The sequence below is a fragment of the Marinifilum fragile genome, assembly GCF_963677365.1.
Classification (GTDB): Bacteria; Bacteroidota; Bacteroidia; order Bacteroidales; family Marinifilaceae; genus Marinifilum; species Marinifilum fragile.
This window is the reverse complement of the sequence record NZ_OY781962.1, coordinates 2,977,434-3,001,472: the sequence shown is the minus strand read 5'-3', so window position 1 is coordinate 3,001,472 and position 24,039 is coordinate 2,977,434. Positions and strand designations below refer to the sequence as shown.

The following is a 24,039-nucleotide window of genomic DNA, read 5'->3' as shown; positions in this document are numbered from 1 at the left end:
CCTTGTGTGGTGGAGATTCAGCCGAAAAAGATTTATTAGAGAGAAATGGAAAAAAGATTTGAATCAAGAGTAGAGCAAGCATTCTATGAATTATCAGGAATGCAGGAAATAACAACCCAAATTCCATATGTTACGGTTGATAATTTCCCAAAATTAGGATTGATGACCTCGCTGCGCTTTTTGGAATGGGCGGAGCAAAACCCTAATGGAGTAATTAGTTTACCTACGGGTAAAACTCCTGAATATTTTATCAAATACACCCAGTTTTTGTTGGAAAACTGGGACAATGAGAAAGGAATTGAAATTCGTTCACAATACGGTTTAGGCGAAATGGCTAAGCCTGATTTGAGTGGATTACAATTTGTTCAAATCGATGAGTTTTATCCAATTGATCCTCGTCAACACAATAGTTTTTACAACTATGTGATGAAGTATTATATCGAAGGATTTGGATTGAATAAAGACAATGCATTGTTGATTAACTCTGAGGAAATACCTTTGGTAGATAACAAATCATTCCTTGAGGTTTTCCCAGATTACAATATCGACTTATCACTTCGTTACCGTGAGGCAACAAGTGAAGTTGAGAAAATGCAGCAAGACTCAATCTTCATGATTGACAATTGGTGTACTCAATATGAACAGAAGATTCGTGAAAAAGGTGGTATTGGTTTCTTCTTGGGAGGAATTGGTCCTGATGGTCACATTGCTTTTAACACGCGTGGATCGGATCATTATTCAACTACACGATTAACCAAAACTAACTTCGAAACACAGGCAGTTGCGGCTGGTGATTTAGGAGGAATTGAAGTATCGAGAAACCGATTGGTAATTACCATTGGTTTGGATACCATTACTCACGATAAAGATGCTGTTTCAATCATATTTGCAGCGGGTGAAGCTAAGGCAGATATCGTAAAAGGTTCATTGGAAACTGAGCCTGATGCTGTTTATCCTGCTTCAGTACTTCAGCGTCAGAAAAACAGCCGTTTTTATTTGACAACGGGTGCTGCATGTAAGCTTACCGATAGTGTAAATCAATATTACAAAACAGGGGAGTGGACACAAACAAAAACTGAGAAAGCAGTAATCGATTTGTGTCAGAAATTGAATAAATATGGACATCACCTAACGCTTGAAGATTTAAAAGCTGATCCATATACCAGTCAGATTCCAAATTTAAGTGAGGATACGGTACAGTTGGTTATCGATGCAATCCAAAATAAGCTTGAAAAAGGAATGAAGGCTGATAACGATGAGGTGATCTATCATACAGGACCACATCATGATGATATCATGTTGGGAATTATGCCTTACACCAATCGTCAGATGCGTTCGGCTAGCAACGAAATTCATTTCTCGGTATTGACTTCTGGTTTTACAGCGGTAACCAATGGATTTATTATTGGCGTTTTAAAAGAGTGTCAGGAATTTATTGCAAAAGGTCAAGTTCAAATGTTGGAGTATCCTGATTTCTTTGAAGTAGGATATGGTAAAAAATGGGATAAGGATGTTTCTCACTTTTTGAATTCAGTTGCTGAGCGTAACGAGAATGGCAAACGTAGAGGTCTGTGTCACCGTGTGATCAGATCGATAGTAGGAATTTGGAAAGTACAGGATAAGTTCCATTTAAATAAAGTGATTGCAAGCGTAATTGGCGAGCTGGAAAGTGCTTACGATGGTGGAAAGAACTCACCAGAGGTTCAGAAAATGAAGGGTATGGTTCGTGAGTTCGAGGAAGAATTGGTATGGGGTCACTTTGGTGTTCCTGTTAACAATGTTCACCACTTGCGCTTAGGATTCTATAAGGGAGATATTTTTACTGAACTTCCTGAAAAGAACAGAGATATGCTTCCAGTTTTGGAAGAGTTTAGAAAGTACAAGCCAACTACTATCAGTTTGGCTATGGATCCAGAAGGAAGTGGACCGGATACTCACTATAAAGTTTTGCAAGCAATTGCAGGAGCTGTTAAGGAGTGGGGAGAAGAAGAGGATCTTTCTAAATTGAGAATTATTGGATACAGAAATGTTTGGTTCAAGTATCATCCGGCAGATGCCGATTATATTGTGCCGGTATCCTTAAATGCTCTTGATGTATTGGAGAATTCATTTACCGAATGTTACATGAGCCAGGTAAATGCATCATTCCCAAGTTATGAGTACGATGGCAAATTTAATGAGCTGACTCAAAAAGTTTGGGTACAGCAATTAAAGCAAATTCAACTCTTGTTGGGTAAAAACTTCTTCTACGAAAATGATCATCCATTGGTGAGAGCAACTCACGGGTTGGTTTACATGAAAGAAATGACCGCTGACGAGTTCGTTGCAATGGCAAAAGAACTAGAGAAAGCAGTAGAAGAAAATCCGTTTTAGTACCACACACAAATACCATAGGATCGGAGGGTTTAGGCCCTTCGGTCCATTTTTTTTATTAGGAACTAATATCTAATTCAAGCAATAGGTTCTTAATCATTGAAAGATGTTTTTGGGTAAAAGAAAATTGAAGCGAAACTGGATTGTATCGTGGATTTTGCACAAATTTACCAGACTAAAATATTGAATCAGGTTTTAGGTGGATTTCTCGGGTGAAACTAATTCAGAGCAGCCAGACTTTCACATTCCTTCAACTTTTGGAATTCTTTGCCTGGAATAATTAATTGGCCAATTGGCCGAAAGAAAATATAACTAAATGACTGAAATAGCAATTGGAATAGACATAGGTGGAACGAATACAGTATATGGATGTATCGATTCTAAAGGTAACACAATAGCAAACGGAAGTATTCCAACACAAATCAAAGAGAATTTTGAAGATTATATTGAGGATTTGATTTCTGCAATTAAGTCTTCGATTGAAAATTCCAATAAAGAAGTGACTATTGTTGGTGTTGGAATTGGAGCTCCGAATGGTAGTTATAGAGCTGGAACAATCGAAAATGCTGCTAACCTAAGATGGAAAGGTACATTGCCAATTGCAAAAATGGTAAATGAGAAATTAAATGTTCCGGTAAAAGTTACCAATGATGCTAATGCTGCTGCATTAGGAGAAAGAATTTTTGGTGGCGCCAAAAATATGTCTGATTTCATGGTTATTACTCTGGGAACGGGTTTGGGAAGTGGTATTGTGGTTAATGGCGATTTACTTTATGGATACGAAGGTTTTGCTGGAGAAGTAGGACACATCATTATTCGTCCTGGAGGAAGAGATTGTGCTTGTGGAAGAAAAGGATGTTTGGAAACTTACGTATCGGCAACAGGTGTAAAAAGATCTGTATACAAATTATTGGCAAAGCATTTAGGAGATAGTACTTTGCGTGATGTTCCTTTTAATAATTTGAATGCTAAAATGGTTGCCGAAGCGGCTAATCAAGGTGATTCTGTAGCATTGGAAACATTTAAATATACTGGAAAAATGCTTGGAGAGGCTTTGGCCAATGTGGCATCAGTAACAGCTCCAGAGGCTATTTTCTTGTTTGGAGGACTTGCCAAGGCAGGTGACTTGTTATTCGATCCTGTGAAAGAAGCTATGGATGAGAATATGTTGTTCCTATACAAGGACAAGGTGAAGTTATTGCCTTCTCAATTGGGCGATGACGCTGCAATATTAGGAGCAGCTGCCCTAATTTGGAACGATGAGAAAATCATATTATGATTTGAATCAACAAAAACTAATCAAAATACACAGCGATGACTAAACTAAAACCTTTATTATTTGTGCTTTTTGCCGTTTTAGTATTTACATCTTGTAAAGAGCCGGTTCCAATGGATTTAGCGAAAGAAAACTTGATTCCGAAACCTGTAAAATTAGAAGCAACAGGAAGTTCTTTTGAATGGACCAAGCATACTCAAATTCATATCCAAACAGGAAACCAGGAAGCAAAGAAAATTGCAAATCATTTGGTGGAATTGATTGCACCTGCAACAGGATTTCAACCAAAGATAAAAGAATTGAAAACGCCACTAGGTAGTCGAGGCATTTCCTTAATTCTTGATGATAAATTTGAAAAATTGGGGAAAGAGGGATACAATTTGACGATTGATGCACGCAAAATTTCTTTACAGGCTCATAAGGCAGAAGGATTGTATAGAGGAATTCAGACCATTCGTCAGTTGTTGCCAGCAAAAATTGAAGCCAAGGAGAAGCAAGAAGGACCTTGGTTAATTGCAAGTGGAAATATAGAAGATTATCCACAATATGGATATCGAGGAGCCATGTTGGATGTGGTTCGTCATTTCTTCGATGTTGATGAAGTAAAGCAATACATCGATTATTTGGCAGCCTATAAAATGAATGTATTGCATTTGCATCTGACAGATGATCAGGGATGGAGAATTGAAATAAAATCGTGGCCTAAGCTTACCGAAATTGGTGGAAAAACTGAAGTTGGCGGAGGAGAAGGAGGATTTTACACGCAAGAGCAATACAAAGAGATTGTGCAATATGCAGCAGATCGATTTATTACCATTGTTCCCGAGATTGATATGCCAGGACATACCAATGCTGCTTTAGCTTCTTATGCAGAATTGAATGCGGATGGAAAGGCTCGAAATGCATATACTGGAACACGTGTTGGTTTTAGTACTTTGGCAACCAATAAAGAAATTACATACAAATTTATTGATGACGTAATTCGTGAATTGGCAACCCTAACTCTAGGCGAATACATTCATATTGGAGGCGATGAGTCGAATGCAACCCAAAAGGATGACTATATCAAATTTATAGAGAGGGTTCAGAAGATTGTACTGTCACACAATAAAAAAGTAATGGGATGGGCTGATATTGCCGCTGCAGAACTTGATAAAAGTGCTGTTGCACAGTTTTGGCAAACCAAACCTACAAACGCTTTAAAAGCCGTTAAGCAAAATGTTAAAATATTGATGTCGCCAGCAAATCTTGCGTACATGGATATGCAATACGATTCGATTTCTCCACTAGGTTTGCATTGGGCAGGTTATCTTGAGGTTGACAAAGCTTACAATTGGACTTTAGAAGGGAATGTTGAAGGAATCTACAAAGAAGATATTATTGGTATAGAAGCTCCTCTTTGGGCTGAAACCATAGAAACTATGGATGATATTGAATATCTTACTTTTCCTCGTTTATTGGGCTATGCAGAATTGGGATGGTCGCCAGACAAAGACAATTCGTGGGATGAGTACAAAGTTCGATTGGGAAAACAAAAAACAAGATTCGAGCTTAAGGATATCAATTACTATCAATCGAAGTTGGTTCCTTGGTCAGACGATAAACCAACGGAAATTAAAGAATAGCTTGTTTTAAGATATATTTTAAAACCCAAAGTGAGGATGTTCATCTGACCTTTGGGTTTTTTGCTACCCCTGATTTGTAATCCGGAGTTGTAGGGGGCAGAAAATTTAAGGCATTAAAAATTCCAAGATCTAAGCCTGTGAATTGCAAATTAACAGAAGTGTTGAGCGACTAAAAGATCATTAGATAACATGGTTGTAAATTGTTAATATACAGTTGTGCTTTTAGGATAAAAAAAACGTGCTTACGTTTTTTATTTTCGTAAGCACGTTTTGTATAAAACGTAGTGTAGTTTTTACAAAAACATAAGCACGTTTTTTATGTACTTTGCTAATTCGAATTAAATAGCTGGAGCTTTTCCAGGTTTAGGAACCTCTTTTAGGATATCTACAGGGCCAATTGCATAGTTTTTTGGTCCTAGGTACAAATCAGAATTCATCATCTCATCCCAGGTAACCTCTTTGCCTGTATAGGCCGAAACTCTACCCATGATTCCTGTTAGGGTAGATTCTGCAATTTGAAATGCTTCGTTAATTGCCTGGTTGGTTCGAATAGAAGTTACCAAATCGATATGCTCCTGATCGAATGGATTGGTTTGTAATCGGCTGATGTTTTTGCCTGTTCCTTTTTTCGGATATTCGAATGTCCATTTTATGGATCCATCTAAATCAAAAATGCTATTCTCGCAATTGGTGAATCCTTTGCTTCCTTGAATTCGATCGGAAACTGAATTGGAACAATTATTAATTTGTCGGCACATGCTGTGATAATGTATGTCCTTATCGTAAACAAAATCCACACTAAACATGTCGTACTGATCGCCTGTGATTCTTTGATGACGAGCCCCAAAACCCAATGCTTTTTCAGGATGTTTGCCAACAAACCAATTTACCGTGTCGAGGTTGTGAACATGCTGTTCCACGATGTGATCGCCCGAAAGCCAGCACCAGTTCACCCAATTTCGAATCATATTTTCCAGTTCTGACCAATCGGCTCTTGGGTTTCGATGCCAAAGTTTCCCAACATTGTAATAACTATTTGCTGAGACAATTTCTCCAATTGCACCTTTATTTACCTGCTTAAAGGTTTCTATATAGTCTTGCTGATGGCGCTTGATTGTACCTGTGACAACGGATAGACCAAGCATTTTAGCTTTTTCCGCCGAAACCATTACCGATCGAACGCCAACTGGATCTACTGCGATAGGCTTTTCCATGAATACATGTTTTTTTGCCTTAACACAAGCCTCGAAATGTTGTGGTCTAAAGTGAGGGGGAGTTGCTAAAATCACTACATCTAAGTCACATTCCATCAGTTTTTCAAACGAATCGATACCAACAAAGCATTTGTCAGGTGATACATCAATACCTTTCTTTTCCTTTATTTGCTTTCTACACGCATCAACACGATCCTGAAAAACATCTGCCAAGGCTGCAATTTCCAGATTGGGGCCTGCATTTAAAAAGTTAAGGGCGGCACCCGTTCCACGATATCCACAGCCAACAACTCCAGCTTTTAAAAGTGGACCATCAGGGGCTGTAGGCAGCATAGGTGGAAAATCATATTCTCTTTGTTTGCCATTATTGCAAGATGTGAAAAGGCTATTGAAACCAACAGCACCAATTATACCTGCAGCTGCGGCATTACGGATAAATTTTCTGCGACTTTGTTCGTATGATTTATTCATGTCTCTTGCTTTGTTTTTTAGGAAATTCACAAACTACTCTGAATCCAACATCGGTACAATCTGAATACCACCAAATGCTTTTTGGAATTTGTGGATCTGTAATCATCCAGGCCTCATGCTGTGTATGATCGACTTTATGGTATAGCAAATCTTCTATTTTACTATTAAATGATCCACCCATAATAACATGTTCTGTTGTGCCATTGATATTAATCTCATCAGAGCAAAATTCCTTAACGTTTCCGAGCATGTTGATTAGCCCAAAAGGATTGGGTTTTACCTGATCTGGGAGAGCTGTTCTTTCATTGCCGTTCTCTGACCAGGTCACATATTCATTGATTTTTTCATTGGGAGATCGGAATAAGCTCATAGGGAACTTGCTTTTTTTATAATCTTTTACTTTGCCTCCAAAGAAAAAATCTTCCGTGCTATTGGCTTTACAGGCATGAATCCATTCTTCTTTCGTTGGCAAACGATAAGTTTTGCCGGTTTTTTGCGAAAGCCATTTGCAATAGGTGTTGGCAGCATGCCATGTCATTGTAATGGCAGGTCTGGTACCCATTCCCCAGCCTTGCGATGGATCGCCAAAAGGTGGAGTTGCGCCGCTAATGGCATCAACATCTTCTTTATTTTCAATAATTCTACCTTCCGATTCTGTTTCTTCAAGGAATGTTTTGTACTCATTCCACGATACTTCAATTTTGCCCATAAAGAATGGAGCAATCGTGTCTGTTTTTGGAATGGCAACCATTTCAAATGATACATCTGTATCAGGAATTTGTTCGGTAAAATCCTCAAAGTTTGAAATATTTGCAGCCTCTTTAAATACTTCAGTTATTTTATCTTTTTGCAGGAATGCTATGTTGGGCTTGTGCATTTTCTTGCCCCCATGTCCTACATCTAAATGACAGTTGATACAATTCAGTTTATCTTGGTTATTCTTGTAATATAGATGCGCCTTGTCACCCTTTTTTGAAAGATGCAGAGGAAACAAGTTGTCATGACAGTTGATGCAAGATTCATTGTAAGTATGATTCTTGGCATGTTTTACCATGGATTTCTCTTCCCAATCGATTTTTGAGTGATCGGTAAAGTAAAATGAATACAAATCTTTGGATGCAGCTTTGATTTTTTCGGGCCAATAATTCATATGATCTTTTGGAGGGAGATGACAGTCAACACAGTGCACAACTACGCCACTTTTGTTATTGTAATGACTTGCCTGTCTCCAGCTGTTATCCGCATGGGTATGGACATGACACGAAATGCAGTACTGATCATTTGATGTGTACTTATCGATTCCTTTAAGGCTTGCTGTAAATACAAACGCAAAAAGAAAAGCAGTTAGAATAAAAAGAAGGAATTTATATTTTTTTAATATCGTCATTGCTAATTTTCAATGATATTGTCAGTTGTTGAATTGTTCTGTTGCTTGTATTGCTTTGGAGTTACACCATACTCTTTTTTAAAGCACTTCGAAAAATATTTCGGATCGTTAAAGCCAATTTGAAATGCGATTTCGGAAATGGTGAAGTTGTGTTTTACAAGCAAAGGGATTGCCTTTTTTAAACGGAAAGTTCGCATGAAATCAACCAAAGTTTTATCGGTAAGAGCCTGGAATTTTCTGTAAATATTTGAGTAACTCATATTTAATGGTTCGGCCAAATCTTCAAGACGAAAATCAGGGTTATCGAAATTTCGTTCCATTTCCATGATTACCGATTCAATAAACTTCTCATCAGGTGATTTAACTTCAATTTCTTTACTTTCAGTTAATATTTCGGCTCTGTATTGCTCAATTAATCTTTGTTGAGCTTCCAGAATATTATTCACTTTAAGCAATAGCTCTTTTACATTAAAAGGCTTGTTAAGGTATTCTATTGCGCCAAATTGTAATCCTTCCAATTTAGATGCTGTCGCATTTTTAGTTGTAAGCAAAATAATTGGAATATGTCTGGTACTTCTTTTTTCTTTTAAAAGTTTGCAAAGAGTAACACCATCCATAATTGGCATCATTACATCACTAAGGATAATATCAGTTTTAAGAGAAGTAGCTTTATCCAATGCTTCCTGACCATTTTGAGCAGTAATTACGTTATAATGAGGTTTAAAACTATCCTCTAAAAACATTAGCATTTCAAAATTGTCTTCCACAATTAACAAGTTTCTTTTATTCTCATCTATCGAAGGTTCAAGCTGTTCTTCTTTAGATTCTGTAATACTTTTTGCCTCTTCAACTTTAGTTTGTACAATATCTTGAATGATAATTTCTTCCTTAGTGAAATGTTCATTTCCCATAGGCAATGCAATGGTGAATATGGTTCCTTTATTAATTTCAGATTCTACTTTTATTTCACCTTTGTGCAGTAAAATAAGCTCCTTGGTAAGTGCTAAACCAATGCCTGTTCCTCCTACGCTTTTACCATCTTGCGATTGATAGAACAGATTAAAGATATTCTCCAAATCGTGCTTTGGAATTCCAATTCCAGTATCAGTAACTTTTATATAAACCTTATTGCTGTCGATATCCTCTTTAATTTCAAGCGTGATTTTTCCATCGCGTGGTGTAAACTTAAAGGCGTTGGCCAATAGATTGTAAATAATATGCTCCAGTTTATGATGATCATACCACAGCATTATTTTTTTCGATTCGCACTCCAGATTTAAATCAATATGTTTGAAACGTGCCTGTTCCATAAACGATAGAGCAACTTTATTCAAATGGTTTACCACATTGTCTTCACTGGCACGAATTGTAAGTTTTCCCATTTCTTTGTTTCGAATGGTCATTAATTCCATGGCTATTCTCGAAAGGCGAGTTGCATTGTTTTTAATTACCTGTAAACGTTGTGATAGCAGTAGATTTCCTTCCGCTCGTTCAATCATATTGTCAATTGGAGACAGTATTAGAGTTAATGGGGTTTGAATTTCGTGCGACATTTTAGCGAAGAAATTCATTTTCATTGCATATAGTTCCTTGTTCTTTTCATTCTGAAGCTCTTCCACCAATAGTTTTTGCTTTAGCTTAACCCACATAATATAATACCTGATGATGAAAAAGCTGATTACAAAAAGTAGAAGGAAATAAATTGTGTAAGCCCACCATCTTTTCCAGAGTGGAGGAAGAATTTCGATATCAATTGATTTGGCAGAGATGTTCCAATCGTTAGGTTTTGTTCCTGCTTTTACTTCAAAAGTATAGTCTCCATAAGGAATATTTGTATAGGTGGCTACCCTGTTTTCACTTGTTGTTATCCAATTGTCGTTAAATCCCTTTAGACGATAAGCATAAGTATAGTTTGGACCAAGGTGATCATCAATTACCGAAAACTGAAACGAGAACGAAGTTTGCTTGTAATTGAATTGTAATTTTTTGGTTTGCTCTATTCCATTGACAACTTGTTCAGGAATGATTTCTTCTGCATTTCTGTTTACAATCTCTAGATGATTGATGTATAGATTTAAATCTTTTTTCTGCGTTTGCATGTCGTTCGGATTGAAGTAATTGACTCCTTCAATTCCACCAAAGTAAATGATCCCTTCGGGATCTTTAAAAGCACTTCCAGTAAGGAATTTGCCTTTAATAATGCCATTTTTCCAGGTATAAAAATATTCTTCGTTCGATTGTAAATCAAGGTGAGAAATCCCATTGTTTTTTGAAAGCCAAATGTTATGCTTGTCGCTCGAAATAATTGCAAGGCAACCATGTATTTGGTCATTGGAAAAACCTTTAATAGGTACTACTTCTTTTTTGTGAATATCGAACGTTACCAATTTTGAGTAGCCATTAATCAAGTACAAGAATCCACATTGATCGGATACACCATGCAAAACACTGCTTTCCGTAATATTGTTTGAGGGTGATAATTTGTAAGTGATGAATCTGGAGTTTTGAAGGTTAGTGGACTCGTCCATCAAACAAATACCTCCATTAAACATTCCAATCCAGAATTGTCCAATTTCATCCTCAATAAAGAATTCTGCAATACTTCCTTGTAAGTCCTGATTGTTATACTGGAAATAAGCGATTTGTTGCTGTTTGTCGTTAAAAACAAAAATTCCAATGTTACTGCCTGTCCAAATCCTATTTTTTTTATCGATGTATATGGAACGAATATCAGTTCCAACTTGTCCATATTGGTTAGCAGTTTTTATTCGGGTAAATTTGTTGGTGTTTTTATTGAAAAAAGCCAAACCATTTAAATAGGTTCCTATCCATAAATTTCCATTCTTATCCTCAGCAATGGCTTGGATATAGTTTCCTGGAATTCCTCTGGAAGAACTCGTGTTTGCAATGTACTGGTGAGTAGCATTTCCGTTGGCATTGATTCGACTTAATCCTTCTCCATCAGTGCCCAACCATAAGTTTCCATTTTTAGCTTTAAGTACCGACAAAATTCGGTTTGGCGATCCATCTATGCTGCCACAATGATAGCCAACAGTGTTTGACTCGTTAGGAATGATATTAATATTACCGTAATTGGTAAATACCCAAATGTCCTTGTTGTTGGTTTCACCAATTCCAATTACTGTTTTGCTTTGCAGAGAGAAAGGGTTGGTTTTTTGTTGAGTATAACGTTTTACCTGTTTGGTTTTAGGATCAATTTTATAAAGTCCGCCACCATCGGTTCCCATCCAAATTAAACCATTGCTATCCTTAAAAACTCGAATAATCATATTGGAGGGGACAAAGTTAAGTTTTAAGCCCTTTTCTTTGTAGTCCTCATATTTATTGGTCTTTGTATCATAGTGAAATAAACCATGTAATTCCGTACCAATCCACAGATTATTGTAGTTATCGGTACTTAGTATGATTGTGTTAAAGGGATTATTAAAAGGACCTTTGATTTCTTGTAATTCTTTAGTTCTAATGTTGCCCTTAAATATTCGTCCTTTGCTTGTCCCAAACCAAATGGTATTTCTGTTATCCTGAGAAATGGACGTAATATTTTCGTTCGTTTGAGTATCGAATTTGATTATTTTTTTTGTTCTGGTTGATTGCCCAATAACCAATCCATTGTTTGATCCCATCCAAATTATGGTATCACTAATATTTGTTGACTCAAACTGAAAATCTTCGTTAGGGTTACTTATTACAGAGACATACTCTTGAAATTTACCTGATGGCAATAATTTTGAGATATCGCCTTTGCGGGATATGGCCCAAATGGTTTGATCTTTTTGCTTTAATAATTTAAGCAGGGAGCTTGAATAAGCCTTTTGACTAAATATTTTGGATTGATGAATAAGTTTGAAATCATATCCATCATATTTTAAAAGCCCAACATATGATTCGATAAACAGATATCCTTTGGAATCTTCAACTACATTAGTTGCATTGGTTTGTTGTCCATTGTTCTTTGCTTGCAGATGAATAAAGTTGGTAGTTTCGTCGGCAAATAAAGTAGTTGATGTTAGTAGCAACACCAATACTAAAATGATAGAATTGTATTTATTGATTCGGCACATAGTCAATCTTTCTCGTTCTTCAGGAATTATCAAAAATACGTATCCAAATAAAGCCTGTCAAACTATCTTGCACACTTTTTTTACAGACTTTTAAAAAGTATTACAATGTACGCTTAAAATGGAATTTATAATAGCACAGTTGCTTAAATAATAAGTGAATGCTGAAAAAACACTCGTATTTGCTTAAAACGTCCACCAGTCCATGATCAGGTGGAAATATTGACCTTTGACTTCTTAATTTACGATTATTTCAATTCTTCTGTAATGCCTAAGAATAGGGTACTTTCCCATTTCTATCGGCTTATTTCAAGCAATAAAAATAATTACCAAACAATAGGCTTTATAAAATCTCCACCTAATCGCAGAATATTTACCCAGCATTCAAATAAGTATTTTTCAAATTTGGATTGATTCAATGTCGAAAGCATTATTATAATGCTAAAGACGAAAACGGATAAATAACCCGATTAATAACTAATCTAGGAAAAAATGCTAATGAAAAACATGAAGAAAACGTGCAAAAGACTTAGTCGCGTATTAAGTATTGCTCTGGTTCTTGTTCTGTTTGCAGCTAATGCAATTGCACAGAACGGAAGAACTATTACAGGGGTAGTGACCGATGCTTCCTCGGGGGAGACGATTATTGGGGCCAACCTTTGGATTAAAGGAACCACTGTAGGAACAACTACAGATTTTGATGGGAAGTATACTATTGAGTCTGAAAATGAATCAGACATTTTGGTGGTATCCTTTATTGGGTATCAATCTCAGGAAATAGCAGTAGGAAACCAGACTGCAATCGATTTCAAGTTGGAGTCTGATACAGAGAGTTTAGAGGAGGTTGTAGTAGTTGCTTACGGAACTCAAAAGAAATCAAACTTAACTGGATCTGTAGCTTCTGTAAAGGCTGACAAATTGAAAGATGTAACTACTCCACGTGTAGAGAACCTTTTGCAAGGTAAAGCTTCAGGGGTATATGTTTCTACTACGAGTGGACAGCCAGGAAGTAAAGCCAAAATTCGAATTCGAGGAAAAGGATCTTTGAACTCAGAAGTGGATCCATTGTGGGTAGTTGATGGTGTAGTTGGAGCTGATGGTTCTGCAATTAGTCCGAATGAGATAGAAAACATCTCTATTTTGAAAGATGCTTCGGCAACTGCATTGTACGGATCAAGAGGTTCAAATGGGGTAATTATTGTAACTACAAAAAGTGCTAAGAAAGGTAGAGAAGTTCTTTCTGTTAATGCAAATTATGGAGTTAACATTTTAACTCTAGGAAACTTTGAGTTAATGAATACTCAGGAATTGTATGATTATCACAAATCTTGGAATACCAAACCTTGGTTTACTGAAAGATTATTGGAAACTGATACGGATTGGTTTGATGTTGGTACGCAAACTGGTAAAGTTCAGAACTATAATGTTTCTTTCTCTGGTAACAATGGTAAAGTAAGTACATTCTTGTTGGCTGACTATTACAATGAAACTGGATCTGTAAAAGGATATGAGTACGATAAGTATACCATGAGAGCAAATATCGATTATAAAGTGAATGATAAATTGACTTTAAAGGCGAAACTTTCAGGTTATGTGAAAAAATCAGACAGTAAGCAGCATAGCGTATATTCTTTATACCACTACATGCCTTGGGATAGTCCTTACACAATGGATGGACAAGTTATGAAAGGTGATGAAGGAACAGATGCTCTATCAGAAGGAACAGAAGGAGACTACTGGACAGGTCGTGATGGTTCTAACTATATGTATAACCTACAATGGAATTGGAGTAGATCTAGAGTTGTTGGTGGTGATGTAAACATGGGTTTCAATTATAAGATCAATGACTATTTGACATTCGAGTCAACCAATAACTACAACTACACTCATTATTTTGGAGAAGGTTATACCGATGCAAGATCAACAGCTGGTGAATCAGATAATGGAACATTGAGTAACAATAATTACAATGTTACAAAAAGATTTACCAACCAAATGTTGAAATTCAACAATGCAATTGGTGATGATCACAACCTTACCGCTATGGTTGGGTACGAGTACTCAGATTATTTCTATGAGTCTTCAGATGTTACAGGAAAAGGAATTCCTATGGGAACCGAAGTTCTGAATGTGGCAGCAGAGCCTAAAGCAGTAGGTGGAACGAAGTCAGAGTGGGCTATGGAGTCTTACCTTTTCAATACAAACTATATTTATAAAAACCGATACATGGGGCAGTTCTCTTTCCGTAGAGATGGTTCTTCACGTTTTGGAGAAGACAATAGATTCGGTAACTTCTTTACAGTTAGTGCTGGATGGAGCATACATGAGGAGGACTTTATGCAAGACATCAGCTGGTTGAATAGCTTGAAACTAAGAGCTAGTTACGGTTCGGTAGGAAATATGCCAACTTCATACTATGGATCATATGGTTTGTATGAAATTAACAGACATTATGTTGGAGTACCTGCGGCATTCCCTTCTAATCCTGAAAACACTAAATTGACTTGGGAAAAAACTTATATGAGCAATTTTGCCATTGATGCACGTATTTTCAATAGAGTTAACTTAAGTGTTGATCTTTACGATCGTAACACCTCGGATTTGTTATATTATGTGGCATTCCCAGCTGTTTCAGGTTATTCAGGCCAATGGCAAAATATTGGTAAGTTGAATAATAAAGGTATCGAAATTACTTTAAGTACTGATATTATTAAAACTGATGATTTGATCTGGGATTTTGATTTCAATATTGGTTTCAACAAAAATGAGATCAAAGAGATGTATAATGGTAATAAGCAAGATGCAGGTTACAAGCGTTATACAGAAGGCCGAGATATGGATGAATTCTATATGTACGAGTGGGCAGGTGTAGATCCTGCAACAGGTAATCCTCTTTGGTACAAAGAGAATGAAGATGGAACTAAAGAGAAAACAGACACATATGCTGAAGCAACTGAAAACTACACTGGAAAGTCTTCATCGCCTGATTTCTTTGGAGGTTTTTCAACTTCGGTTAGCTACAAAAATCTAAGTCTTTCTGCAAACTTTGGTTATTCTTACGGTAACTACATTTATCATAGTGCACGTGAAACTTTCGATAGTGATGGTGGCTATGCAACTTTCAATAGTATGAAATTGCAAGATGGTTGGAGTAGATGGGAAAAACCTGGTGACATTGCCACTCACCCAAGAACTTTAGATGGTGGTAATAATTTTGCACACAAGCCTTCATCCAGATACCTTGAAGATGGTAGCTATTTGAAATTACGTAACGTTACATTAAGCTATAACTTACCTGAATCTGTTCTTTCAAAATTAAATGTAAAAGGACTTAAGCTTTACGTAAGTGGAGAGAATTTGTGGACATTAACAGACTTCTCGGGTGCTGATCCTGAAGTGGCCGTAGTTGGTGATACTGGAAGCTATTCGAGTCGTATTTATACTGAAGGAACAGCAGGTGCCTTGTACCCAATGTCACGTAAATTTATGTTTGGATTAAACCTTCAATTTTAAATTAAAAAAGTAATAACAATGAAAAAACTTACATATATATTACTGACACTAATGACCATTGGTATTTTTTCTTCATGTGATTTGGAGAAAATGCCTTATGAAGAAATGAGTGATCAGGTGGCCTTAAGTACTGAGGAGGGATTGTACAATGCTACATTAGGGAACTATTCCTTCTTAAAGTCAGAGTATTTTGTGAAACCATTCCACTACATTCCGGAATTCGGAAGTGATAACGTTGCGTTAAGTGGATCAACTACTGATGGATTGTTTTATTTGTATAATCTGCAAAGAAACAAGGATAATGGACATTTGTCTGGTTTATGGGGAAACTCATTTAAGGTAATAATTGCTTGTAACAAAGTAATTGAGAAAGCTGAAGAGGGGAAAAGTTCAGAAATGGACAACTTGATTGGTGAGAACTACTACTTGCGCGCTTTCTTGTATTTTACCATGGTAAATGCTTTTGGACGTCCATATGCTCAAGATAATGGTGAAAGTTTGGGAGTTCCATTAAAGACAACATCAGATCCAGATGAATTCCCAATTCGTTCTAAAGTTTCTGAGGTTTATGCTCAGATTGAAGCGGATTTGTTAAAAGCTGAAACATTGTTAAAGTCTGAAAAGAATTCTTGCTATGCTTCTAAAGAAGTAGCACAAGCTTTATTATCTCGTGTGTATCTTTATATGGAAGATCATGCAAAATGTATTGAATATTCAGATAAGGTAATTAACTCGGGAAGATATAGTTTAATTCAAGATAAAGATTACGCTGAGTATCCTGTTCATTTACCAGAAGATAATAATGAAACCATATTTGCACTTCGTCATTTAACTGATACCGATTTGCCTGATGGTAATCCAAGTTGGGGACAATGGAGACCTTACTTAACAGTAGGTGCTATGTATTCTCATATTGATGGTATGGGATGGGGTGAAATGTATGCTTCGAGCTCATTGCGTGAGGTAATGAATCAGTATCCTCAGGATTTGAGACATGCATTTATTGAACCACAATTTATTGAAGGTGATAATGGAAAAATTAGAACGGTTCAGTGGACTGAAGAGTTTTATGATGAGAATCAGCAGCACGAAAGATATCGTTACGTAGTTAAAGAGGTTCAGGAAGAAGAGGTAGATGGTACCATGAAGTATTATTTCGAAGAAGAAGGAACCAAGACTTACGTAGAAGAGGAAATTGCCGGCGATATCACTCGTAACTATGTAATGTTAGGTGGTGAAAAGCAGTATGCAGAGCTTACTTATAAAATGAAATCGAGAAATGGTTACCCTAAATATTACGTGGTGAAATGTTCTCGTCAGGAAGGTGAGACTCAAAACTGGTCGCCAGTTGTATCGCGTTTGGCAGAGATGTATTTGAACAGAGCTGAATCATATGCGAAACAGAACAATTCGGCAAAAGCATTGGAAAATATTAATGTAATCCGTGAGAGAGCACAGATTCCTGCTTATACTGAAGTTCCAGAAGGAAGAACAATTTTGGATGTTGTATTACAAGAAAGACGTGTAGAGTTGGCTTACGAAGGACACAGAAAATTTGATGTTTTCCGTAATAAGTTGACTTTGAACAGAAGATACCCAGGTACGCATGATTTAGGATCAGCAACAGCAGTTCGTTTGGAAGTACCATACACTGCAAATGAGGTAAGATGTTATATTCCTCAAAGAGAAATTGATGCTTATCCGGTTGAACTACAGCAAAATCCATAAACTTCATAGTTGGTGATTAGTAAAAGTGGGAGGCGGCAGTTTTGAAATTATTGAACAGTCATTTACATACATTTGGTAGAAACGGGTCTTCAGATCCAAGCCGTCTCCTCTTGCTATAATCCTTTAACAAAATGCCTTGAGTTTGAGAAATACCATAGGTAAAGAATTCAAGCAAAGGCAATATACTTTGTGCTCCTCATTATAAGGGGAATGAGTAATGAGGGCACAAAGTTTAAACATAAACAAGATGTTGAAACAATTTTTAAATCTACTGATTTTTGGAAGTTGCATTGTGGCTTCTATTAGTGCATGCGGTAAAAGTAGCGACGAAGAAGAAATTAAAAAGACTCCGGTTAACTATACCGTTAGTGTGCCAATTGCCGGAAACTCATGGGTGATTAATCACACGAACCTGAATAGTCAAATGATTACAGAGAATGGTGTGAGTAACTGGAACAACAAAGAATCAGTAATAAGAACTTGGTTTTGGGTAGAGCGTGCAGGGGAAATACAGTTAGGAGTTAGAGCAAAAAATACAAGTGGCGAATCAAAAGTTCTGTTTTCATTCAATAATGAGAATAAAGAAATCAAACTTTCGAATTCGGACTTTTCAAAATTAGATATTGGCAGCTTTACTGTAGCAGAATCGGGATATTATTATGTAGATGTAAAAGGAGTTGAAAAATCAGGAACTACCTTTGGTAGTTTTACAGACATTTTAATTGGGGGTGAAGTTACTTCAAAACCAGTAATTTGTGTAAAGGATGATTTTTATTGGGGGAGAAGAGGACCTTCAGTTCATCTAGCCTATAAGGTTCCTGAAAATGTAGAAAATGTTGAATGGTTTTACAATGAACTTACTGTACCTAAAGGTCAGGACGTAGTTGGTTCTTACTTTATGGCCAATGGTTTTGGCGAAGGTTATTTTGGCATCCAGGTAAATTCGGAAACAGAAAGAAGAGTTCTATTTTCAGTTTGGAGTCCTTATCAAACTGATGACCCAAACAGTATTCCTGATGAATACAAGATTAAATTATTGAAGAAAGGAGAGGGCGTAACTACTGGTAAATTTGGTAATGAAGGATCAGGTGGACAGAGTTACAAAGTATACAATTGGAAAGCGGATAATACCTACAAATTCTTATTGAAAGGGGTTCCTGCTGATAATAATTGTACCGACTATACAGCATGGTTTTATGCTCCTGAAAAAGGAGAATGGGAACTTATTGCAAGTTTTAGAAGACCTAAAACAAGCACTTACTTGAAAAGGCCTCACTCATTTTTAGAGAATTTCATAACAGAAATGGGACCTATCGGCAGAAAAGCTTATTACAACAATCAATGGGTAGTGGATACAAATGGAGTATGGCATGAATTAAACGAGGCTAAGTTTACTGCAGATGCTACTGCCAGAAAAGATGCTAGAAGAGACTATGCAGGTGGAGAAGAAAATGGGAAATTCTATTTAAGAAACTGTGGCTTTTTTAGTGATAGAGTAGCATTTGATACCGATTTTATTAGAAAGAAAACACAAACACAACCATATATTGATTTCACCAAATTACCTTAATTAATAGGAGGGGTTCATTTTCTCCTTTTAATTATGGTTTTGTTAATCAAAATGTAGATAAAAATATTAAATTTAGTCAGTAAAACTGAATTGATAAACAGACTATTAAAACATTAGATAAATGGCAACGAACAGAAGATCATTTTTAAGTAACCTGGCTTTAGGAGCTGGAGTTATTGCAGCTGCACCTTTAGCATCGTGTGCAGGAACCAAAGAGGAAAGCAACTTACCGCATATTAAGGAATTAGCGGGAAAACTACCAAAAATGAGTTTTAACATGTGTGGTTATGCTGCACCTAAACTTGAAACGGTAAGAGTAGGATTTGTTGGAATTGGCGATAGAGGTTCTGGAGCTGTGAAGCGCATGACCTATATAGAAGGTGTTGAAATTACTGCAGTTTGTGACATCCGTCAGGCAGCTGTTGATGGAGCACAAAAAATACTTTCTGATGCAGGTTTACCAAAAGCCAAAGAGTTCGTGAATGGAGATTTAGGCTTTAAAGAGCTTTGTGATAGCGGTGATGTGGATTTGGTATACATTGCAACTCCTTGGGAATGGCACGTACCTGTTGCAATTGCTGCAATGGAAGGTGACAAGCATGCTGCTGTTGAAGTTTCTACAGCCAAAACTTTAGATGAGTGTTGGCAAATGGTTGAAACCTCAGAACGTACACGCAAGCACTGTGTAATTCTGGAAAACTGTTGTTATGATTTCTTCGAAATGTTGACCATCAGCATGGCGCAACAAGGAGCATTTGGTGATTTGATTCATGGTGAAGGTGCTTACATTCACGACCTGGACTACTGGCATTTTAACAAGCCAAAAGACGCACAAATGACCGATGGTGCTTACACCAAAATGTGGCGTTTACATGAAAATAAGCGTAAAGCAAATGTTTACCCAACTCACGGTTTAGGACCAATTTGTCAGGCAATGGACATCAACCGTGGAGATAAGATGGATTATCTTACAGCAATGATGTCGGATGATTTCACTTTGAAACACAGAATTAAAGAAATGGCTCAGGAAGATCCATTCTTCGAGCAATTTGTAGGCTGGGATATGCGTGGTAATATGGACATGCAAATGATTCGTACCAACAAAGGAAGAACCATCATGATTCAGCACGATATCAGCTCTCCACGTCCTTATTCAAGAATTCACATGTTGAGTGGAACCAAATGTTTCGCACAAAAATGGCCAAAACAGCACATCGCATTTGGACACAATGTTATCGACGATGCGCAGTTTAAAGAGTTGGAAGAAAAATACACTCCTGAAATCATTCGCCGAGTAGGTGAAATGGCCAAGCAAGTTGGTGGTCACGGAGGAATGGACTTTGTAATGGATTGGAGATTGATCGATTGTCTGCGTAACGGATTGCCAGTAGATATGGATGTTTACGATGCTGCAGCATGGAGTTGTATCACACCATTAAGTGAGTGGTCTATTGCAAACCATTCTCGTCCAATTGATATTCCTGACTTTACTCGTGGAGCATGGAAAACAAATAAACCAATTGATTTGAGCATGAAAGGTGCAGGAAGCACAAGTGTTCGTAACCTGAAAAAGGCAGATTCAAAAGGTCAGTTGAATATTCATTAATTAAAAAAGAATAAGATGCGTAGAAAAACATTTTTGGGTTTATTTCTGTTGGTAATATCAACCTTAATTATACAAGCTCAAGAAAGACAGAATATTTGGAATGATTTGGAAAACCCAAAAATGTTTGATCAAAATAAGGAGGCAGCACATGCCTCCTTTATTCCGTTTAAGGGTATTGATGCTGCGCTAACTAAGAAAAAGCAGCAATCGGTATATTACAAAAGCTTGAATGGAGTTTGGAAGTTTAACTGGGTTAGAAAACCTGCAGATCGTCCAGCAAACTTTTATCAAATTTCATATGATGACTCAAAATGGAAGGATATCAATGTTCCTTCAAATTGGGAGTTGGAAGGCTATGGTTACCCGATCTATGTGAATCATCAATACGAATTCGCCGATTACAAAGCTCCCGTTTCGGACGAATTGGAATTTACAGAAAAGATCTATCCCAAACACCCGGGAAAAGTTCCTCATGACTACAACCCGGTTGGATCTTATCGCAGATCATTTACCCTACCTGAGAACTGGGATGGAAGACAAATCTTTATACAATTTGGAGCGGTAAAGTCGGCCATGTACCTATGGGTGAATGGCAAGAAAGTCGGTTATTCGCAGGGCAGTAAAACGCCTGCTGAATGGGACATTACAAAATATTTAAAGAAAGGTGAAAATATTCTGGCAGTGGAAGTATATCGCTGGTCGGACGGTTCTTACCTGGAGTGCCAGGACTTTTGGAGAATTAGTGGAATAGAGAGAGAGGTTTTCTTGTATTCGACTCCTAAAGTTCGCATTTGCGATTTCTTTGCTAAGGCAGATTTAGATTCCCAATATCAGAATGGATTGTTCTCTTTAGATGTGGATTTGCAAAACCATAAGCATCAATTGAAATCGGGGAACTATTCAGTAGAGTACAGGCTGTTAGATGCAAACAAGAAATTAATTGTGAATGAATCGCAAGTAGCAAAGATTCACAAGAAGAAAGATTTAAAACTGAGCTTTACTGCAGAGGTTCAGAGCCCAAAAAAATGGACTGCAGAAACACCTAATTTGTACACTTTATTGATCCTCTTGAAGGATAAAAAGAATAATATCGATGAGGTACTAACTTGCAAAGTAGGTTTCAGAAAAGTAGAAATCAAAGATGCGGTATTCTATATCAATGGACAAGCTGTTTTAATTAAAGGAGTCAACCGCCACGAACACGATCAGTACCATGGACATGTGGTAAGTGAAGAAAACATGATAAAAGAAATTGCCTTGATGAAGCAATTCAACATCAATGCGGTTCGCACCAGTCATTACCCTTGTCATGAGCGTTTTTATGAGCTGTGCGATGAGTATGGATTGTACATTACCAACGAAGCCAATATCGAATCGCATGGAATGTACTACGGAAAGCATTCTTTGGCTAAAAATCCGGAATGGAAAGAGGCTCATCTCGATCGTAACATTCGAATGGTTGAACGAGATAAGAATCATCCATCGGTAATTGTTTGGTCGATGGCCAACGAGGCAGGAGATGGTGAGAATTTTACTGCCGTTTACAAGTGGATAAAAGATCGCGATTCTTCCCGACCAATTCATTACGAGCGAGCAATAATGGGAGAGAATACTGATTTGTATTGTCCTCAATATCCGGGAGTGAAGCATTTGAATTCTTATGCTTCTAAAAAGCAAACAAAGCCAATGATTATAAGCGAATATTCGCATGCCATGGGCAATAGTAATGGCAATTTGGTTGATTTGTGGGAAGTAATTTACGATGAGAAAAACATACAGTTACAAGGCGGATACATTTGGGATTGGATTGATCAGGCCTTGGTGAAAACTGATGAGAACGGGAAAGAGTTTTGGGCTTATGGTGGCGATTATGGTCCAAAAACATTGCCCTCGGATGATAACTTCGTGGTGAATGGGATCATTTCTGCGGACTATACACCACACCCTGCCATGTGGGAGGTGAAGTATGCTTACCAGAATGTAAGGTTTTATGCGGAAGATCTTGAGAAAGGCATGTTTAGAATCAAGAACTTCCACGACTTTATAGATTTAAAAGATTACCAAATTCAATGGAAGATCTCAGCCAATGGCGAGCTTGTAAAATCAGGCCAACTGGATCATTTTAACCTGGCTGCACAAGAAAGCAAATTGGTTCATATTCCGATTGGAGATATTGAAATAGAAGCAGGATGTGAATACTTTATTGATTTTTCAGTTGTATTAAAGAAAGATCAGCCATTTCGCCCCAAAGGATTTGAAGTGGCGCACGATCAGTTTCAATTGACTTTGTTTAAAGAAAAGGAAACCGTAAAAACAGAACATGCTGACTTAGACGTGGTAGATCAATCGGAAAGTATTCGAGTGATAGGAGAAAACTTTGAAATCACCTTTAACAAGCAAACAGGTATTCTTTCTTCTTATGAAATGGGGGGAATGGAACTGTTGCAGAAAGGATTTACCATCAATTTTTGGAGAGCTCCCAATGACAATGACAAAGGAAGCAACATGATCAAGCGATTGGGCATTTGGAGAGATGTCACCAATTCCATCGAATTATCGAGCATTGAAAGTGAAAAGCAAGAAGGTAAGGTATTGGTAAAAGCAACTTACCTGCATCCTAAAATTGATTCGGAGCAGACCATTGAATATGCAATTGATAAAGGAGGAGAGATTCAAATTACCACAAATATCAAGCTAGGAAAAGAGGATTTGCCGGATATGCCTCGATTTGGTATGCGTATGGAATTGCCAGTAAATTTTGACAACCTGTCTTATTTTGGACGTGGTCCACATGAGAACTATGTTGATAGAAATAGAAGCGCCTTTGTAGGTTTGTACAAGGGAAAAGTTGCCGACCAGTATTTCAATTATGTACGCCCACAGGAGAATGGTTACAAAACGGATGTTCGCTGGTTCGATCTGAGGAATCAAAATGGAGTAGGGATCAGAATCACTTCCGAAGAGAAGTTAGGATTTTCTGCTCATCACAATCCATTGGAAGACTTCGATCAGATTACTCATGAGGATTTTAGGCATACCAATGATATTGTGAAGAAAGATGGTGTTTTCATTAATCTGGATTTAAAAATGATGGGAGTAGCAGGAGATAATTCATGGGGAGCGACACCTTATGACAAATATTCTGTTCCAGTTAAAGATTATATGTTTAGTTTTGTACTTAAGCCTGTCTTTTAAAG

At 37.2% G+C, this 24,039-nt stretch carries 11 protein-coding genes; 8 read left to right on the top strand and 3 right to left on the bottom strand.

Features of this window, described 5'->3' with window-relative positions:
* Positions 1-45 precede the first annotated feature (45 nt).
* From ACKPCA_RS11910 to ACKPCA_RS11900, 3 genes are all read left to right on the top strand, one after another.
* Complete coding sequence (locus tag ACKPCA_RS11910; protein ID WP_321279297.1) at positions 46-2,373, top strand: glucosamine-6-phosphate isomerase; 2,328 nt, start codon at positions 46-48, stop codon at positions 2,371-2,373.
* A gap of 316 nt (positions 2,374-2,689) precedes the next feature.
* A complete protein-coding gene (locus ACKPCA_RS11905) occupies positions 2,690-3,652 on the top strand; it encodes an ROK family protein (protein ID WP_321279296.1) in 963 nt (320 codons plus the stop codon).
* Positions 3,653-3,687: 35 nt separating this feature from the next.
* Positions 3,688-5,274 (top strand): beta-N-acetylhexosaminidase, encoded by a 1,587-nt coding sequence (locus tag ACKPCA_RS11900; RefSeq protein ID WP_321279295.1) that lies wholly within the window; start codon positions 3,688-3,690, stop codon positions 5,272-5,274.
* Between the two features lie 338 nt (positions 5,275-5,612).
* Here the strand turns inward: ACKPCA_RS11900 and ACKPCA_RS11895 are convergent, their stop codons facing one another.
* Genes ACKPCA_RS11895 through ACKPCA_RS11885 form a run of 3 tightly spaced genes read right to left on the bottom strand, consistent with a single transcriptional unit; the run spans position 5,613 to position 12,428 of the window.
* Entirely contained in the window at positions 5,613-6,959 is a 1,347-nt protein-coding gene (locus tag ACKPCA_RS11895) for a Gfo/Idh/MocA family protein (protein WP_321279294.1), read from the bottom strand.
* A complete protein-coding gene (locus ACKPCA_RS11890) occupies positions 6,952-8,346 on the bottom strand; it encodes a NapC/NirT family cytochrome c (protein ID WP_321279293.1) in 1,395 nt (464 codons plus the stop codon). Before ACKPCA_RS11890 ends, ACKPCA_RS11895 begins: the two co-directional genes overlap by 8 nt.
* A gap of 2 nt (positions 8,347-8,348) precedes the next feature.
* Positions 8,349-12,428 (bottom strand): ATP-binding protein, encoded by a 4,080-nt coding sequence (locus tag ACKPCA_RS11885; RefSeq protein WP_321279292.1) that lies wholly within the window; start codon positions 12,426-12,428, stop codon positions 8,349-8,351.
* Positions 12,429-12,932: 504 nt separating this feature from the next.
* Between ACKPCA_RS11885 and ACKPCA_RS11880 the strand changes: the two genes are divergently transcribed.
* The 5 genes from ACKPCA_RS11880 to lacZ all read left to right on the top strand — a co-directional run bounded on the left by ACKPCA_RS11880 (position 12,933) and on the right by lacZ (position 24,037).
* On the top strand, positions 12,933-15,938 hold the full coding sequence (locus ACKPCA_RS11880) for a SusC/RagA family TonB-linked outer membrane protein (RefSeq protein WP_321279291.1): 3,006 nt from the start codon (positions 12,933-12,935) through the stop codon (positions 15,936-15,938).
* Positions 15,939-15,956: 18 nt separating this feature from the next.
* Entirely contained in the window at positions 15,957-17,666 is a 1,710-nt protein-coding gene (locus tag ACKPCA_RS11875) for a RagB/SusD family nutrient uptake outer membrane protein (RefSeq protein WP_321279290.1), read from the top strand.
* Between the two features lie 247 nt (positions 17,667-17,913).
* Entirely contained in the window at positions 17,914-19,236 is a 1,323-nt protein-coding gene (locus ACKPCA_RS11870) for a DUF3472 domain-containing protein (protein WP_321279289.1), read from the top strand.
* Between the two features lie 121 nt (positions 19,237-19,357).
* Positions 19,358-20,842, top strand: a complete 1,485-nt coding sequence (locus ACKPCA_RS11865) for a Gfo/Idh/MocA family protein (RefSeq protein WP_321279288.1) — start codon at positions 19,358-19,360, stop codon at positions 20,840-20,842.
* Between the two features lie 15 nt (positions 20,843-20,857).
* Complete coding sequence (gene lacZ, locus ACKPCA_RS11860) at positions 20,858-24,037, top strand: beta-galactosidase, LacZ type (protein ID WP_321279287.1); 3,180 nt, start codon at positions 20,858-20,860, stop codon at positions 24,035-24,037.
* Positions 24,038-24,039 lie beyond the last annotated feature (2 nt).